Origin of the sequence: Staphylococcus sp. HMSC62D11 (genome assembly GCF_001839145.1) — a bacterium.
Taxonomy (GTDB): domain Bacteria; phylum Bacillota; class Bacilli; order Staphylococcales; family Staphylococcaceae; genus Staphylococcus; species Staphylococcus lugdunensis.
Genome location: NZ_KV840187.1, coordinates 84,785 through 100,672 on the forward strand (window position 1 = coordinate 84,785; position 15,888 = coordinate 100,672).

The following is a 15,888-nucleotide window of genomic DNA, read 5'->3' on the forward strand; positions in this document are numbered from 1 at the left end:
CAGTCAACTACTGCCAATATTTAGTTCATAGCCTGAAACATAATGATGTCCCAAAACTGATTATTTTAATCTTTTATATATTTATTGGAAAATATATAAATATAACTACATAGTATCATCAGAATAGCATTTTATCGCTACCATATGTTTCACCTAAAGCTTGTTGAGCTAAAACGTTAAGGTAGTTCCATGGTCTATCATAGTCCGGTTGGAAGAAAAAGTCTTGTACGGCCAAATCTTCTAAAGTATAGTTAGCAGAAATAGCCACAGAAATTGTATTGATAGATTCGATTACATTTTCTTTTGACATGATTTGACCACCTAAAATTTTATGACTGTCTTTATCATAAATCATTTTCATGTGTACTTTTGTTTGGTCTTGCATAAATTTAGGTCTTATTAGTTCTTCAATATAAGTTTGACCTAAATTACCATCATATTGATCACTTTCTGAACCGTGAACACCAGTTTGTCCGAAGTGATAATCAAACAGTGCTAATCCTGAAGTTCCTGATACTCTTGGCATAGTTGCATCTTTACCCGCCATATTTTTAGCTGCAGTAATACCTTGACGACGTGAATTAGTTGCAAGAGCTAAATAGCGATCTTCTTTAATTGGAGCAAAAGGTATCAAAGTAGCGTCTCCTCCTGCATATACATCTTGGGCAGACGTTTCTTGCTTATGGTTTATGTTAATAATACCTTTTTTACCTAAATCAATTTTACCTTTCAACCAATCTGTGGCAGGTTCAACACCTACAGCAAATAGCACAGTATCAGCCTCGAATTCATCTTTATCAGTAACAACTTTTGTTACATCACCTTGATCATTACCTTCAAGAGATTTAACTGTTTGACCCCCATAAAATGTAAGATGGTGGTCTTTAGCATGTGTTTCTAATATATCAGTGAACTCTTTATCTAAATAGGTAGATAAGAGGCGATCAGTAATATCAATCATTTTTGTCTCAATGCCTGCTTTAGCAAACGCTTCGGCAGCTTCAATTCCAATATAGCCTCCACCTACAACAATGGCTTTTTTCGCTTTTGGCATGCGTGCTTTAATTGCATCTGCCCATTCACGTCCTCGCATAAAGTATACGTGATTATACTTATCTATACCATCAACTGGAGGCGTTACAGGTTGACCACCTGGACTTAAGAATAATTTATCATAACTAACCGTTGATGATTGGCCATCGTGTTCAACTGTTATTGTTTTTTTATTCGTATCTAAATCAGTGACAGTATGTTTCGTGTGAATTTTGACACCTTGAGCTTTATAAGATTCTACAGATGCGTAATGTAATGAATCTAATGATGGAGAAATATCTTCTAAATAACTTTGAATACCACATGATAAGAAGGATGGTTTATCGGCACTTTCATATACTTCAATATCAGCATTTTCATCTTCTTTTAATAGTGTCTCAATTACTTCATAACCTGCATGTGAAGTTCCAACTATAATGTATTTCATTTTAAATGCCTCCTAAAAAATGACTTAAAAACAGTACAGTTGTTATGTACCACTTTTAAGTCATTTTATTCAATAATGAAACTAAAATTTAAATTGTAATAAAACTGTCACTTAAGCATTCGATTGTAAAGTGCTATGAATAAAGGTTATCTACCGTTTTATAAATCATTAAGATTTCATAGATGACATGACTCTTTATCTGATTTACATCAAATTCTTCAAGAAGCTTAACTGACGATTTTAATGTTGAAGCCGCCTTAGGTTCTTTGTTGAAACAGTCATTACATTGAATATTTTTAATACTATTGCTGATTTTAATAATCGCAAGTTTTTCTTCATTTGAAAATACAATACGTGTATGTTTAGGTAAATATATAATATTTGATAAATGTGTAATTAATAATCGGTTAATATGTGCACGATTCGTTAAGTCTTTTAAATGCAAGCATTCTTCATTTTTATGATGATAGCGTAATTCATCTCTTTGATAGCCTATTAAAGTCTCAATCTTAGAATATAAACCTATTAAATTTGAAAGCTTATCGTTACTAGTGTTAGATTGATATTTAGCTAATAAAAGTTCATGTATACGACTTGAAAATAATTCAAACGTTTTAGTTTCAGAAATAGCGATATTATCTTCTATTTGTTGGAAATATTTAGGCGGCAAAATAATAAAATTGACGAAACCAGCTGTCAAAAGGCCTATAACCGCTGTCAATAATCTAGAGAAGAAGTTGAATATGTATGCTTCATGTATACCAGGAATCATTGCTACAGAGGTTAATACTGCAACGGTTGTTCCCACTTGTAAATTTAATTTAGTACATAATAAAATCGTAAATGTTGCACTTAGTGCGTAAGAAAATGGAGATTGATCACCGAATATAAATGTAAAAACTACGGCTAAAAGTGCACCTATGACTGTAGCAGGCAGGCGTCGATACCCTTTTTTTAATGAGGCTTTCGCAGTAGGTTCGATTGTAACGATTGCTGTTAATATTGCAAAAATAGGTGTCAAATTTAATAACATACAAAAAACTGTAGTAAAAAATGTCGCAACACCTGTTTTGATAGTACGTGCTCCAATTATATTTTTATACCATTTATTCATTTGAAACTCTGACCTTTCGAAAGACTTTAAGATAATTAAGGTCTAGGCTCAGTGGGAACTTAAATTAAGTTAAAAAATCCCACTCGCAATTTCTTTAAATTGACTAAATTCTAAGCGCTAGTCTCAATTTCTATCAGTGTGATACTTAAACTTCTATTATGTAGAAATTAATGTTCTCAATTAGTATATCAAAAAATTTTTGGTATAATAAGATATAATATCATTAAAAAAGGAACGGGATAATATGATTGTTAAAACAGAAGAAGAATTACAAGCCTTAAAAGAGATAGGATATATCTGCGCTAAAGTAAGAGATACTATGCAAGAGGCTACTAAACCTGGAATTACAACAAAAGAATTAGATAATATTGCTAAAGAATTATTTGAAGAGTACGGTGCTATTTCTGCACCCATACACGATGAAAATTTTCCTGGACAAACATGTATTAGTGTAAATGAAGAAGTTGCCCATGGTATTCCAGGTAAGCGTATTATCCGCGAAGGTGATTTAGTAAATATTGATGTATCTGCATTGAAAAATGGTTACTACGCAGATACAGGTATATCATTTGTAGTGGGAGAAGCGGACAATCCTATGAAACAAAAGGTATGTGATGTTGCTATTATGGCGTTTGAAAATGCGATGAAAAAGGTTAAGCCAGGCACTAAATTAAGCAATATTGGTAAAGCTGTACATGCTACTGCCCGTAAAAATGATTTAACAGTAATTAAGAATTTAACTGGGCATGGAGTAGGTCTATCATTGCATGAAGCGCCAAATCATGTTATGAATTACTATGATCCAAAAGATAAAACACTTCTTAAAGAAGGTGTCGTTATTGCAGTGGAACCATTTATTTCTTCAAATGCTACATTTGTCACAGAAGGAAAAAATGAATGGGCATTTGAAACAAGCGATAAAAGTTTTGTAGCTCAAATTGAACATACTGTCATAGTGACAAAAGATGGGCCATTGTTAACGACTAAAATTGATAAGTAAGATGTAAAGTATTACATAAAATTAATCTTATACGGCTAAAGTATGATATTAAAATGGTTCCGAAGCCTATTATTTGGGCTTCGGATTTATTTTACAATAGAACTAATCGATAACGAGGTGGTTCTATGACATATATGGATATATACTTACAAAAATTTTTAAAAGATATTGTTAAAGAAAGTATCGACGAATATAAACTTATTTTAGATACAAAATTAAAAAATATAGAAGACTATATTGCATACTTAAATGAAAAAAGAGCACATTTATTAAAGTTAATTGACAGCTTGACATCAACGTTAGAAAATAAATATATTGATATATTGCATGTTTGTAATATTCGGTGTGCAGAAGAAATTAATGATGGTGAAATTCAAGCGATTAAAGCACGATTGGATCAATTTGAAGCTTATTGTGCTAAAATTGAGGCCGATTTAACACAACAATCTAAAGAACGCATTATTACTGAAAAAGAATGTCATCTCGTGCAACAAATTTGTCATGTTGCTTAAATTGAGTTGTTCAGGAGGCGAACCATGACACGTAAATATATATCAACCGAGTTATTAATTATTTTTACAGCTTTAATGATTATAGCCAATTTTTATTATATATTTTTCGAAAAAATTGGCTTTCTTTTCGTTTTACTTTTAGGCTGTATTTTAGTGTATGTAGGCTACCTTTATTTTCACAAAGTAAGAGGGCTATTAGCATTTTGGATTGGAGCATTATTAATAGCGTTTACTTTATTATCTAATAAATATACAATAATTATATTGTTTATTTTCTTAGTGATATTGATTATTCGGTATTTAGTTTTTAAATTTAAACCATTATCAATTGTTGCTTCAGAGCAAGAAGTGACTTCACCACAGTTTATTAAACAAAAATGGTTTGGTGAACAACGTACACCTGTTTATGTTTATAAATGGGAAGATGTGCAAATTCAACATGGAGTTGGCGATGTTCATATTGATTTGACAAAAGCAGCCAATATTAAAGAAAATAATACGATTGTCGTGCGTCATTTATTAGGAAAAGTACAACTGATTGTTCCACTGAACTATAATGTCAATTTACACATGACAGCGTTTTACGGTAATGCCTATATGAATCAACAATCTTATAAAGTAGAAAATAATCACGTCCAAATTGAAGAAAAACTAAAAGAAGAGAACTATAATGTAAATATATATGTTTCAACTTTTATTGGTGACGTTGAGGTGATTTATCGATGAACCACTATATTCGAGCAATCGGCTCAATGTTGATACTAGTGTATAGCTTAATGATTGCTTTTCTGTTTATTGATAAAGTATTCGTTAATATCATTTACTTTCAAGGCATGTTTTATACACAAATATTTGGAATACCAGTATTCCTTTTCTTAAATTTGGTTATTATTTTATTATGTATTATTGTGGGCTCTATATTAGCTTTTAAAATCAATCAACAAAATGATTGGATCAAAACACAAGTAGAGCATGCAATAGAAGGGGAAACAGTTGGTATAAATGATCAAAATATAGAATTGTATAATGAAACAATTGATTTATATCATACATTAGTTCCCTTAAATCAAGAGTTACACCGATTAAGAATGAAAACACAAAACTTAACAAATGAAAATTATAATTTAAATGATGTAAAAGTGAAAAAAATAATTGAAGACGAACGTCAACGTCTAGCTCGAGAATTACATGATTCAGTGAGCCAGCAATTATTTGCAGCCAGTATGATGTTATCTGCAATTAAAGAAACAGAGCTAGAACCACCTTTAGATCAACAAATTCCAGTTTTAGAAAAAATGGTGCAAGATTCACAACTTGAAATGAGAGCACTCTTATTACATCTAAGACCAATTGGTTTAAAGGACAAGTCGTTGGGTGAAGGTATTAAAGATTTAGTCATCGATTTACAGAAAAAAGTACCGATGAAAGTGGTTCACGATATTGAAGAATTTAAAGTGCCTAAAGGTTTAGAAGATCATTTGTTTAGAATTACTCAAGAAGCCATCTCTAATACTTTAAGACATTCAAAAGGAACTAAAGTTACTGTAGAATTATTTAATAAAGCAGATTATTTATTATTAAGAATACAAGATAATGGCATTGGATTTAATGTTGATGATAAAGTCGAACAAAGTTATGGCTTGAAAAATATGCGCGAACGTGCGTTAGAAATAGGTGCAACATTTCATATTGTATCATTGCCTGATTCTGGAACAAGAATAGAGGTTAAAGCACCGTTAAACAAGGAGGATTCACATGACAATTAAAGTACTATTTGTAGATGACCATGAAATGGTAAGAATAGGAATTTCTAGTTATTTATCTACTCAGCCAGACCTTGAAGTTGTAGGTGAAGGTGCTTCTGGTAAAGAGGCAATAGCTAAAGCACAAGAATTAAAGCCAGATTTAATCTTGATGGATTTATTAATGGAAGACATGGATGGCGTCGAAGCGACAACACAAATCAAGAAAGAGATGCCTCATATTAAAGTTGTAATGCTGACTAGCTTTATTGAGGATAAAGAAGTATATAGAGCGTTAGACGCTGGTGTTGACAGCTATATTTTAAAAACAACAAGCGCTAAAGATATCGCTGAAGCAGTGCGCAAAACATATCATGGAGAATCTGTATTTGAACCGGAAGTTCTGGTAAAAATGCGAAATAGAATGAAAAAACGTGCAGAGCTATATGAAATGTTAACAGAACGAGAAATGGAAATTTTACTGTTAATTGCTAAAGGATATTCTAATCAAGAAATCGCAAGCGCATCACACATTACTATTAAAACAGTTAAAACACATGTGAGTAATATTTTAAGCAAATTAGAAGTACAAGACCGTACACAAGCAGTAATCTATGCATTTCAGCATAATCTTATTCAATAAGCAGTGAAAACGATAGGCAAAGTTAGATGATATATTCGATATTTCTAAATATTGATAAACATAGAGATATAGAATTACAATAGCGTCAATTAAAGAAGCCGAATTATGCTTTTAACAACATAATTCGGCTTCTTTAGATTACTAGCTAAATAGCTTACGTTAAATGAAATAATTAATTTTTTGAATTTTTATCATTAGAAGTAAATTTATCGATAATAACATCTTTAATCGATTCCTTATCTTCATCTTCTAACGCTTCAGCATTTTTATCTACTTCATAATTTGTTTCTTTGGCTGTTGAAGTCTCGTCATTGTATTCGTAAGTCGTATTTTCATTATAATGATTCTGATTGTTATCGTCATGTTCCAATGCAGCTTCTTCAGGTGTTTTACCTTTAATTACATGACGCTGATGAATAATAGCATTGATTTCTGCGCCAATGATGATGATAAAGCATGTGATGTATAACCAAAGAAGTAAAATGATAATACCTGCTAAGCTGCCGTATGTTTTTGAATAATTGCCAAAGTTAGATAAATACCAACCGAAACCAAATGAACCTAATAACCAAATAATTGAAGTGAATAGTGCCCCTGGGAAAACAGATTTTATTTTTGTTTTAACATTTGGCGCTACTGAATATAATGTTATAAACAGCAATAATATGATAATAAAAGGTAAAATTACGCGAATTAAATCAAAAATCCATGCTACTTGCTTATCTAAGCCAATAGCTCCAAATAAATGGTCTTTAATAAATGTACCAAAAGTAGGTAATGTCAGTGCTACAGCTAATACAAGACCCATAACAACTGTAAAGACAACACTTAATAATTTAAGAACAATTGGATTACGTCCATCTTCAACATCATAAGCCACATTAAATGAATTCATAATGGCGGTCATTCCGTTAGATGCTGACCAAATTGTCAATATTAAACCTACTGATAAAATACTACCACTGGCATTTTTTGTAATATCATTGAAAATTTTTGATACGACACTTGCAGTTTCTGCAGGTGCATTTTGACTAACCATATCTTTAACCTGTTGAGGGTCAATTTGAAATAATGGTAGTAAAGTTAATAAAAAGATAAGCATTGGGAATAGTGCCAATACAAAATGATATGTCATCTGTGCTGCTAAGCCAGAAGCATCATCTTTACCTATACGATAGATAAGATAAGAAATAAAATTTGGTTTTTTAGTATATTTTGCAGGTTTATTAAGTCTTGAAACAAATAATACTTGATTGCTTTTTTTAGGGTCTTTCGATTGGAATTCTTGTGGTTCTACGTATGTACGATCAACATTAATTTTATCGCTTTTATGTTCATGCTTATCTTGCATCTCTTTAATTGAATTAAGATAGTTTGAACTCGATTTCTCTTTTTTTGCCATGACAAACTCCTTTTTGTAAAGACGTTAATTATAATTATAAATAAGAGAGCGGGACAAAAGTCATCTCGACTTTGATTTCCCGCCCCTTTAAGTCTTCAATTAGTGTAAGATATATGGCACAAATTTCATTGTAGTTGTCTAATGTGACCATGCAAATTCTATCATCAAGTTAAAAACACATCAGTCACATAGAAAGCCAATTATTACTTACCAAGACGTTTATTTTTGCGATCTACAAGGGTATCTTTAGCATCCATAATTGATTTTTCTAATTCAGGATTATTACGACGAATCTCATCAATTGTGTCTTTCCAATATAATATTTCATCTTTAATAGTATTAAACTTAGAAGGTTTGCGTGAACGATTACCTTCTTTTAAATCTTTGATTGATTGAGCTAATGATTGACGTGTTGATTTGTCAGCTAGTGTTGCAGCACCACCAACGATAGCGCCAATTAAAATACCAGGAATAAATTTGTTTTCCATTAGGAATTACCTCTCTTTCAAGTTTGCATCTTTAATGATGTAGTTAATTAAATTATCACAAGATGATTGTACCATGTCATACACGCCTTCGAAATTATTTGTATAATATGGATCAGGTACATCTGTCTCTTTCATGTTACTAAAATCTAATAGTTTGAACAATTGTCCTTTGATATTTGGGTTGATTTGTTTAATATTATCAACATTACTCTGATCCATCGCAATAATATAATCAAAGTCATCATGAGGTTCAAATAATTCACTAATCATACCATCAAATGGAATATGATGTTGTGTCAAAATCTTTTGTGTCCCTTCATGTGGGGGCTCACCAAGATTCCATTTTCCAGTACCTCTAGAATGAACTGTGATACCAGATATGTCTCTATCTTTTAACCGTTGTCTCATGATTGCTTCAGCCATAGGTGACCGACAAATATTTCCGAGACATACAAATGCTACCTCTATCATTTGAATTCCTCCAAGCATATTCTCTATATGCCCATTTTATCGGTAATTGAAACAATAAAAAAGTATAAATTGGCTAATTCCTATAAAAGTTTTTGAAAATGTGATATTTTAAAAGAATATTAATCATAAAGAGGTGAGTGAAGTGTCGAAGCCAAATGAGGTTATGATTGAAGAAATAAGAAATAAACTCAATATAGTGAACCCTGCATTAATTAATCCTGAAAAATTTAAAAATGCAAATCAAGATGATATAGCAGATATGCATCGCTTTGTAATGTCGAAAGACACATTTTCACCGAGCGAAGTTACAGCTATTGCAGATGAATTAGGTAATTTACGTCATAACTAGGAGGAATACAACGTGAGTAATTATCAACAAAAATTACGACAATATGCCCAATTAATAGTAAAAGTTGGTATGAATATTCAACCACAACAACCCGTTTTTATTCGCTCATCAGTTGAAGCGTTAGAGTTAACACATTTGATAGTTGAAGAAGCATATTTATTAGGTGCATCAGATGTGCGAGTTGTATACACAGATCCAACATTAACCAGACTTAAATTTGAGCATGAGTCTGTAGATTATTTTAAAAATACAGAATTAAAAGCTTATGATGTGGACGAAAGAATGGATTATGTACAACGCGGAGCAGCAAATCTAGCCTTACTTTCGGGAGACCCAGATTTGTTAAATGGGATTGACTCTGACAAATTAAAAGCAAACCAAATAGAATATAGTAAAGCGTTTAAAGGTTACATGGAAGCAAGCCAAAAAAATCAATTTCCATGGGTGGTAGCAGCATTTCCTTCTAAAGCATGGGCGCATCGCGTATATCCAGATTTAAGCATAGAAGAGGCCTACAACAAATTTATTGATGAAGTCTTTGATATTGTTCGCATAGACGGCAATGATCCTATTAAAAATTGGCAGGAACATGTGAAAAATTTAAGTGTTCATGCAGATAAATTACAGCGTAAACAATACAAAGCGTTACACTATATTTCTAAAGGTACAGACCTAGAAGTCGGGCTTCCAAATGGACATATTTGGGAAGATGCTACCAGCTATGTGAATGGTAATGGGCAAGCTTTTATAGCCAATATACCTACGGAAGAGGTGTTTACAGCACCTGATCGTAATAGAGTGAATGGCCATGTTACTAATAAATTACCGTTGAGCTATAATGGTACGATTATTGATAACTTTACTTTAACATTTAAAGAAGGCGTCATTGTAGATATAAAAGCTGAACAAGGTGAGGACGTACTCCGCGACTTAATAAATACCGATGAAGGATCAAAACGACTAGGGGAAGTAGCATTAGTTCCAGATGATTCTCCAATTTCTAATCGCAATACGATTTTCTATAATACATTATTTGACGAGAATGCTTCTTGTCATTTAGCGATTGGTTCGGCGTATGCATTTAATCTTAAGGGTGGTACGGAAATGTCTACAGATGAACAAATAGCGCATGGCTTAAACGATTCTAACGTCCATGTTGACTTTATGATTGGAAGTTCTGATTTAACCATTTATGGTATTTTAGAAGACGGTAGTAAAGAGCTGGTCTTTAAAAATGGTAATTGGGCATAGTCTACTTATTAAATACAAAAGGGGATTGTTAGCATGAGTGAACAACCAGAAAGAAAATCAATGTCTGAATCAAAAAGCGTTAACTCAAAACAAGTCTTTCCGCAAGACACAAATCATTTACATACGCTTTTTGGTGGATCATTGATGGCAAATATTGATGAAATAGCAGCTATAACGGCAATGAAACACAGTCATGCACAAGTAGTCACTGCTTCGACAGATTCTGTTGACTTTTTACGCCCAATTAAAACGGGTGATATTACTTCATACGAAGCAATGGTAACCTATGCTGGGCACAGTTCTATGGAGGTTTGTGTGCAAATTATTATTGATGATGTATTGCATAATGAACGTCATTTAGCAGCGTTAAGTTTTCTTACGTTTGTTGCCTTAGATGACAATGGGAAGCCGATTAAAGTGCCGCAAGTCTATCCTGAAACACGTGTTGAAAAATGGTTTCATGAAACAGCACCACAACGCGTAAAACGTCGCAAAGATCGACGAGAGGAAAGTAAAAGAACGATTAACTTTTTATCTGACGTACAAAATATTGAAGAGTAAATAACAGTTTGGGTCATCAATATATCAAATTAAAATTGAAACACCAAAGGCATTCAAAGCAAGTTGGGATGGCTAAAGTTGTTTCCTAAGTAGGCGAGTCAATCGTAGAAAGTATTGCATACAGAGAAGAGTTTGGGACATAAGTATGTTTTGGTCTATGAACTATATGTATTGGCAGTAGCAGACTGGATTGAAAATACGCTTATACCAATCTTTATTCAATCCTAGTCAACCTTGCCGGGGCGGGACTACGAATTCATCATGAATTCTGACCCGCCCCCTAATTTTTCCACAAAAGTTATTCCAGGCTTTTGTATATTTTAGCTATAAATATTTTGACTGTGCATAGCAATTTCATTTTTTCTAAAATCAGTATTTGGATAATACATATTTTTCACTAAAACATTAGGCCCTAAACAGTTAAAAGCTTCACAATGACAATTTAAAGATTTTGCTAATTCACTGTCTAACCATTTATCAAAGACATCTACTAACTTATCATTTTTAATATTAGATATTGTACCATTTTCATCACCAAAGTCTGTCACGATGACATTGCCAGTAAAAACATTGACATTTAAACGACTTCGACCATCAGGATCATTTCGCATAGTTACGTTTTTAGCATTTCGTAATCGGTCGAGAAGTAGTTGATCATCTTCGTCATTGATACAAGGATAAATTGGCAAAGTACCAAATAACATCCATACATCATCATGACGGATATCTAATAAATAATTGATAGCTTGTTTCATTTCTGCTAAAGATAACACATTTAGTTGACTAGCAAAGTCGGAAGGATACATTGGATGAACTTCATGACGTTGACATTTCATTTCCGTCACGATTTCATTATGTATTTTATTTAAATACGGCAATGTACTTTGATTTAACATTGTCTCTGCCGAAACAAACATACCTTGTTCAGACAGTGTACGAGCATTGTCAAGCATCTGCTCATAAAGTTTTAACTTTGCTTTTAAAGGTGGTTGTTTTACCATTGCACCAAAGCCGACATCTGTAAATTCCTGAATTGTTCCCCAGTTGTGAGAAATGTGCATGACATCAATGTATTCGGCAACTTCTAAGTAACGGTCTTGTGGCAAAGTTAAATTTGAATTCATTTGAGTATAGATGCCACGATCATATGCATATTTGAGTAATGGCTTTACTACATTTTTAATTGATTTTTTAGAAAACATAGGTTCGCCGCCTGTGATGGACATAGTGCGAAGATGAGGGATTTCATCTAAACGGCGATAAATCAAATCCATCGGCAATGATTCGGGATCTTTCGTTTGTAATGTATAACCTACAGCGCAATGGCTACATCGCATATTGCATAGATTTGTTGTTGTAAATTCAATATTACTAAGCGCTAAGTGGCCATATGATTCAATATCGTTATAAGTTTCCCAGGGATCATTTTGGATTGAAATAGGTTGTTTATTTGTTGTTATCATGACTATTACTCCTAAAGTGAATTCTTTACTATGTGCTTGAAAGTACAGTAAACATTATTAAGATTATATCGCTTTTTGTCAAATTCTGTTAGGATAATAATATCATTATTAAAACAATTTAAAGGAGATTTCATGACAAATGAATGAACAAAAAACCATTGACCAAATTAAAAAACGTTTGTCTAAATTCATTGATGATATTGATCACGTAGATCCAAACGACGTAAGTATAAGAGATATCGATGAATGGATTGGGCTCTTAGATCAATTAGAAGAAAAAGTTAAACAAGTCGGGCATTAAAAGTTAGATGTGTAGATTTAAGTTTATACTGCAAGTGCATCACAAAGGTGAATGATTTGAATTATCAAGTTCTTTTAAATCAAAATGACGATGTTTAATTATGAATCAACTTGTCTATATACTAAATATAATAATTTAGATAGAAAGGTGATTTATTTTATGACTAAGAAAGTAGCAATTATAGTTACCAATGAATTTGAGGATATAGAGCTTACAAGTCCTAAAGAAGCTATTGAAAATGCAGGATTTGAAACTGTTATTATTAGCGATACAGCGAATAGTGAAGTTGTAGGTAAACATGGGGAAAAAATCGCAGTGGATGTGAGCATTGCAGATGCCAATCCAGAAGATTATGATGCGTTATTAATTCCTGGAGGATTCTCACCAGATTATTTACGTGGTGACACAGAAGGCCGTTATGGTACATTCGCAAAATACTTTACTAAAAATGATGTTCCAGCATTCGCAATTTGTCATGGACCACAGATTTTAATTGATACTGACGATTTAAAAGGTCGAACTGTAACAGCTGTTTTAAATGTGCGTAAAGATTTGTCAAATGCAGGCGCAAATGTTGTTGATGAATCTGTAGTCGTTGACAAAAATATTGTTACAAGTCGTACACCAGATGACTTAGACGATTTTAATAGAGAAATTGTTAAACTATTAGAAGATTAAGCTTGTAAGTTGAAGATAATCAGCATTTTAAATATAAGTATAAGTCTTCAGAACATTTGACTGTTCATTTGCATTTAAATTTAGAAGTCATTCACTTGGCTTTTAATTTAAATGCTTTTTTTGTTTTTAATGATAAGAACGCTCCACCTTGGGACTGATTTTTCACTAATAGTATAGCTTATATTGCCAACTACTGGTAAACTCACAGTAACAAGTGAGTTTAGAAAGGGAGCTAGTGCATGAAAAGAAGTGAAAAATATGCCAATGCCCCCAGGGATTATAATCAACGTCAAAATGAACCACATTTTAATACGTATTATCAACCTGTGGGCAAACCACCTAAAAAGAAAAAAAGTAAACGACTTTTTTTACGATTGTTTATCTTCTTAATCATCATCATTATTTTATTTTTAGGACTAATGTTTTTCTTATCCTCTAGAGCAAATGTAGATGATTTACAGTCGATAGAAAAGAAAAGTAATTTTGTCTCTGCGCAACATATGCCAGAATATGTTCGAGGTGCATTTATTTCTATGGAAGATGAGCGTTTCTATAAACATCATGGTTTTGACATTAAAGGTACAGTAAGAGCTTTATTCTCGACGATTGGAGAACGGGATGTGCAAGGTGGAAGCACAATTACGCAGCAAACAGTCAAAAACTATTATTACGATAATGAACGCTCGTTTACACGTAAAATTAAAGAATTGTTTGTTGCTCATAAAGTTGAAAAACAATATAGTAAGAATCAAATACTAAGTTTTTATTTGAATAATATTTATTTTGGTAGCGACCAATATACAATAGAAGGCGCAGCTAATCATTACTTTGGAGTAACTACAAACGTAAACAATAACAATTTGCCACATATAACAGTATTACAAAGTGCTATTTTAGCAAGTAAAGTCAATGCACCAAGTGTATATGATATTAATGATATGTCTACGAATTTTAAAAACAGAGTTAAAATAAACCTTGAAAAAATGAAACAACAGGATTTTATTTCTAACAATCAATATCAAGAAGCATTAACACAGCTAAATCAGTATTAAGTTACAAGCCAGATTCGGACAAAATGTAACAGGTTAAAATTGAAGTGCCCATATAGCATTAATTATAAATAAGCACAAAGACGATCTGAAATTAAAAATCGTCTTTGTGCTTTTGTTTTATGGATGATGTCCAGCCTGGCTTTGCATTGATGATGATTAGGCAAAGATTTTAAGAGATTATAGTTACATAAACTTGTTCTGTGTAATAAAATATAGATGTTAGAATATGCGAATAGTTAAATTAGTCATTTGGAGGGATACAATGCCAAAAGTTACTAAAATTGAAGTGCAGAGGAAGAATAAAGAGCGGTTCAATTTATATTTAGATGGTGTATTTGAAATGGGCATTGATATGGATACACTTGTTAAATTTAATCTTAAAAAAAATCAAATGATTGATGCTAAACAAATGGAAGAAATACAAAAATACGATCATTATCGCTTTGGAATTCATATTGCACTGCACTATTTATCATTTAAAAAACGTACTGAAAAAGAAGTGAGACAGCAGCTAGTTAAAAGTGATATCAATGAAACGGCTATAGATCAAATCATTGATTATTGCTACAAAGAAAAGTTTATTAATCATGAAGATTATGCGGAAAGTTTAAAAAATACGATGATTCGGACAACTGATAAGGGGCCAGAAGTATTTAAACAAAAGCTATATCAAGTTGGAATTGAAGAGGAGATTATAGAACGTTTTACGCAGCGCTATGAGGTAGAACAACCCTTTGAAGATATTTTAAAAGTAGGACACAAATTGATGAAAAGTAAAAAAGGTCCTATAGCAAAAGTTAAACAGAAAGTGTCTCAAGCACTAATACAAAAAGGTTATACAATTGAAACGATTAAGCAAGTATTGCAAGAATTAGATTTTCAACAAGATGAAAGTGTGGAAGCTGCATTATTGCAACGAGATTTAGAAAAAGTTTATAATAAAAAACAAAAAAATTACAACGGACAACAGCTTGTCATGAAAACCATAGAAGCCCTTATGAGAAAAGGTTATAATTATGATAAAATCAAAGTAACTTTAGAAGAAAGCGGTATTTCTGATGAATAAACAAATGAGTGAAATGTCAGAACAAGAATTAAGACATGAAATACAACTATATAAAGAAAAAATGCGAAAAGCTGAAATGAACGGCATCATGAATGAATACGATGTGTATCAAACAAAAGTGATTATCGCAGAGAGTTATCTTATTGATTCCACTAAAATAGAAATTGGTAAAATTTACCCATTAAATGATGGTAGTGGTATGTTTTTTAAAGTTGAACGGCTAAAAGGTGTATTTGCATGGGGATTTCGAATCAATAGTGCTGAATCGGAAGAAGGTTTGCCGTTAGCCTTATTAAAATTATAGAAGGATGAATT

At 32.2% G+C, this 15,888-nt stretch carries 19 protein-coding genes; 13 read left to right on the top strand and 6 right to left on the bottom strand.

Features of this window, described 5'->3' with window-relative positions; translation table 11 throughout:
* Positions 1-118: 118 nt before the first annotated feature.
* Both HMPREF3267_RS06775 and HMPREF3267_RS06780 read right to left on the bottom strand, forming a co-directional pair.
* A complete protein-coding gene (locus HMPREF3267_RS06775) occupies positions 119-1,480 on the bottom strand; it encodes an FAD-dependent oxidoreductase (RefSeq protein WP_002477958.1) in 1,362 nt (453 codons plus the stop codon).
* A 133-nt stretch (positions 1,481-1,613) separates the two neighbouring features.
* Positions 1,614-2,594 (bottom strand): FUSC family protein, encoded by a 981-nt coding sequence (locus HMPREF3267_RS06780; protein WP_002492696.1) that lies wholly within the window; start codon positions 2,592-2,594, stop codon positions 1,614-1,616.
* Between the two features lie 244 nt (positions 2,595-2,838).
* Here HMPREF3267_RS06780 and map point away from each other — a divergent pair, with 244 nt between their 5' ends.
* The 5 genes from map to vraR all read left to right on the top strand — a co-directional run bounded on the left by map (position 2,839) and on the right by vraR (position 6,491).
* Positions 2,839-3,594, top strand: coding sequence for a type I methionyl aminopeptidase (gene map / locus HMPREF3267_RS06785; RefSeq protein ID WP_002461338.1), 756 nt, complete (start codon positions 2,839-2,841; stop codon positions 3,592-3,594).
* A gap of 125 nt (positions 3,595-3,719) precedes the next feature.
* Positions 3,720-4,106 carry a hypothetical protein gene (locus HMPREF3267_RS06790; RefSeq protein WP_002477960.1) on the top strand — a complete coding sequence of 129 codons (387 nt, stop codon included), beginning with the start codon at positions 3,720-3,722 and terminating at the stop codon, positions 4,104-4,106.
* Between the two features lie 24 nt (positions 4,107-4,130).
* Positions 4,131-4,832, top strand: coding sequence for a cell wall-active antibiotics response protein VraT (gene liaF, locus HMPREF3267_RS06795; RefSeq protein ID WP_002461335.1), 702 nt, complete (start codon positions 4,131-4,133; stop codon positions 4,830-4,832).
* Complete coding sequence (locus HMPREF3267_RS06800) at positions 4,829-5,872, top strand: sensor histidine kinase VraS (RefSeq protein ID WP_002461334.1); 1,044 nt, start codon at positions 4,829-4,831, stop codon at positions 5,870-5,872. Before liaF ends, HMPREF3267_RS06800 begins: the two co-directional genes overlap by 4 nt.
* Entirely contained in the window at positions 5,862-6,491 is a 630-nt protein-coding gene (gene vraR / locus HMPREF3267_RS06805; protein ID WP_002461333.1) for a response regulator transcription factor VraR, read from the top strand. The genes HMPREF3267_RS06800 and vraR overlap by 11 nt, the downstream gene beginning before the upstream one ends.
* 172 nt (positions 6,492-6,663) lie before the next feature.
* Here vraR and HMPREF3267_RS06810 read toward each other — a convergent pair whose 3' ends face one another.
* The 3 genes from HMPREF3267_RS06810 to HMPREF3267_RS06820 all read right to left on the bottom strand — a co-directional run bounded on the left by HMPREF3267_RS06810 (position 6,664) and on the right by HMPREF3267_RS06820 (position 8,852).
* Positions 6,664-7,893: a YihY/virulence factor BrkB family protein gene (locus tag HMPREF3267_RS06810; RefSeq protein ID WP_002461332.1), complete on the bottom strand. Its 1,230-nt coding sequence runs from the start codon at positions 7,891-7,893 to the stop codon at positions 6,664-6,666.
* A 203-nt stretch (positions 7,894-8,096) separates the two neighbouring features.
* A complete protein-coding gene (locus HMPREF3267_RS06815; RefSeq protein WP_002461330.1) occupies positions 8,097-8,381 on the bottom strand; it encodes a YtxH domain-containing protein in 285 nt (94 codons plus the stop codon).
* Between the two features lie 6 nt (positions 8,382-8,387).
* Positions 8,388-8,852 (bottom strand): low molecular weight protein-tyrosine-phosphatase, encoded by a 465-nt coding sequence (locus HMPREF3267_RS06820; protein ID WP_002477961.1) that lies wholly within the window; start codon positions 8,850-8,852, stop codon positions 8,388-8,390.
* Between the two features lie 163 nt (positions 8,853-9,015).
* Between HMPREF3267_RS06820 and HMPREF3267_RS06825 the strand changes: the two genes are divergently transcribed.
* From HMPREF3267_RS06825 to HMPREF3267_RS06835, 3 genes are read left to right on the top strand one after another with little or no spacing between them, the layout of a single operon-like run.
* On the top strand, positions 9,016-9,201 hold the full coding sequence (locus tag HMPREF3267_RS06825; protein ID WP_002492715.1) for a DUF1128 domain-containing protein: 186 nt from the start codon (positions 9,016-9,018) through the stop codon (positions 9,199-9,201).
* A 12-nt stretch (positions 9,202-9,213) separates the two neighbouring features.
* The gene (locus tag HMPREF3267_RS06830) at positions 9,214-10,452 is read left to right on the top strand and encodes an aminopeptidase (RefSeq protein WP_002461326.1); all 1,239 of its coding nucleotides are present in this window, start codon (positions 9,214-9,216) and stop codon (positions 10,450-10,452) included.
* A 33-nt stretch (positions 10,453-10,485) separates the two neighbouring features.
* Entirely contained in the window at positions 10,486-11,013 is a 528-nt protein-coding gene (locus HMPREF3267_RS06835; protein WP_002461325.1) for an acyl-CoA thioesterase, read from the top strand.
* 320 nt (positions 11,014-11,333) lie between these two features.
* Here the strand turns inward: HMPREF3267_RS06835 and yfkAB are convergent, their stop codons facing one another.
* The gene (gene yfkAB, locus HMPREF3267_RS06840; RefSeq protein WP_062077824.1) at positions 11,334-12,476 is read right to left on the bottom strand and encodes a radical SAM/CxCxxxxC motif protein YfkAB; all 1,143 of its coding nucleotides are present in this window, start codon (positions 12,474-12,476) and stop codon (positions 11,334-11,336) included.
* A gap of 139 nt (positions 12,477-12,615) precedes the next feature.
* Between yfkAB and HMPREF3267_RS12480 the strand changes: the two genes are divergently transcribed.
* The 5 genes from HMPREF3267_RS12480 to HMPREF3267_RS06860 all read left to right on the top strand — a co-directional run bounded on the left by HMPREF3267_RS12480 (position 12,616) and on the right by HMPREF3267_RS06860 (position 15,877).
* Complete coding sequence (locus tag HMPREF3267_RS12480; RefSeq protein WP_002461323.1) at positions 12,616-12,777, top strand: SE1561 family protein; 162 nt, start codon at positions 12,616-12,618, stop codon at positions 12,775-12,777.
* A gap of 159 nt (positions 12,778-12,936) precedes the next feature.
* Positions 12,937-13,455, top strand: a complete 519-nt coding sequence (locus tag HMPREF3267_RS06845; RefSeq protein ID WP_037544401.1) for a type 1 glutamine amidotransferase domain-containing protein — start codon at positions 12,937-12,939, stop codon at positions 13,453-13,455.
* 239 nt (positions 13,456-13,694) lie between these two features.
* On the top strand, positions 13,695-14,507 hold the full coding sequence (gene sgtB / locus HMPREF3267_RS06850) for a monofunctional peptidoglycan glycosyltransferase SgtB (protein ID WP_002461321.1): 813 nt from the start codon (positions 13,695-13,697) through the stop codon (positions 14,505-14,507).
* Between the two features lie 262 nt (positions 14,508-14,769).
* Complete coding sequence (gene recX, locus HMPREF3267_RS06855; RefSeq protein ID WP_002477966.1) at positions 14,770-15,573, top strand: recombination regulator RecX; 804 nt, start codon at positions 14,770-14,772, stop codon at positions 15,571-15,573.
* Positions 15,566-15,877, top strand: coding sequence for a YfhH family protein (locus HMPREF3267_RS06860; RefSeq protein WP_002461319.1), 312 nt, complete (start codon positions 15,566-15,568; stop codon positions 15,875-15,877). Before recX ends, HMPREF3267_RS06860 begins: the two co-directional genes overlap by 8 nt.
* The last annotated feature ends 11 nt before the right edge of the window (positions 15,878-15,888 follow it).

What these genes read in the sequence shown, in the direction of transcription:
- HMPREF3267_RS06775 (WP_002477958.1), bottom strand. Translation starts at nt 1,480, where the DNA reads ATGAAATACATTATAGTTGGAACTTCACATGCAGGTTATGAAGTAATT.
- HMPREF3267_RS06780 (WP_002492696.1), bottom strand. Translation starts at nt 2,594, where the DNA reads ATGAATAAATGGTATAAAAATATAATTGGAGCACGTACTATCAAAACA.
- map (WP_002461338.1), top strand. Translation starts at nt 2,839, where the DNA reads ATGATTGTTAAAACAGAAGAAGAATTACAAGCCTTAAAAGAGATAGGA.
- HMPREF3267_RS06790 (WP_002477960.1), top strand. Translation starts at nt 3,720, where the DNA reads ATGACATATATGGATATATACTTACAAAAATTTTTAAAAGATATTGTT.
- liaF (WP_002461335.1), top strand. Translation starts at nt 4,131, where the DNA reads ATGACACGTAAATATATATCAACCGAGTTATTAATTATTTTTACAGCT.
- HMPREF3267_RS06800 (WP_002461334.1), top strand. Translation starts at nt 4,829, where the DNA reads ATGAACCACTATATTCGAGCAATCGGCTCAATGTTGATACTAGTGTAT.
- vraR (WP_002461333.1), top strand. Translation starts at nt 5,862, where the DNA reads ATGACAATTAAAGTACTATTTGTAGATGACCATGAAATGGTAAGAATA.
- HMPREF3267_RS06810 (WP_002461332.1), bottom strand. Translation starts at nt 7,893, where the DNA reads ATGGCAAAAAAAGAGAAATCGAGTTCAAACTATCTTAATTCAATTAAA.
- HMPREF3267_RS06815 (WP_002461330.1), bottom strand. Translation starts at nt 8,381, where the DNA reads ATGGAAAACAAATTTATTCCTGGTATTTTAATTGGCGCTATCGTTGGT.
- HMPREF3267_RS06820 (WP_002477961.1), bottom strand. Translation starts at nt 8,852, where the DNA reads ATGATAGAGGTAGCATTTGTATGTCTCGGAAATATTTGTCGGTCACCT.
- HMPREF3267_RS06825 (WP_002492715.1), top strand. Translation starts at nt 9,016, where the DNA reads ATGATTGAAGAAATAAGAAATAAACTCAATATAGTGAACCCTGCATTA.
- HMPREF3267_RS06835 (WP_002461325.1), top strand. Translation starts at nt 10,486, where the DNA reads ATGAGTGAACAACCAGAAAGAAAATCAATGTCTGAATCAAAAAGCGTT.
- yfkAB (WP_062077824.1), bottom strand. Translation starts at nt 12,476, where the DNA reads ATGATAACAACAAATAAACAACCTATTTCAATCCAAAATGATCCCTGG.
- HMPREF3267_RS12480 (WP_002461323.1), top strand. Translation starts at nt 12,616, where the DNA reads ATGAATGAACAAAAAACCATTGACCAAATTAAAAAACGTTTGTCTAAA.
- HMPREF3267_RS06845 (WP_037544401.1), top strand. Translation starts at nt 12,937, where the DNA reads ATGACTAAGAAAGTAGCAATTATAGTTACCAATGAATTTGAGGATATA.
- sgtB (WP_002461321.1), top strand. Translation starts at nt 13,695, where the DNA reads ATGAAAAGAAGTGAAAAATATGCCAATGCCCCCAGGGATTATAATCAA.
- recX (WP_002477966.1), top strand. Translation starts at nt 14,770, where the DNA reads ATGCCAAAAGTTACTAAAATTGAAGTGCAGAGGAAGAATAAAGAGCGG.
- HMPREF3267_RS06860 (WP_002461319.1), top strand. Translation starts at nt 15,566, where the DNA reads ATGAATAAACAAATGAGTGAAATGTCAGAACAAGAATTAAGACATGAA.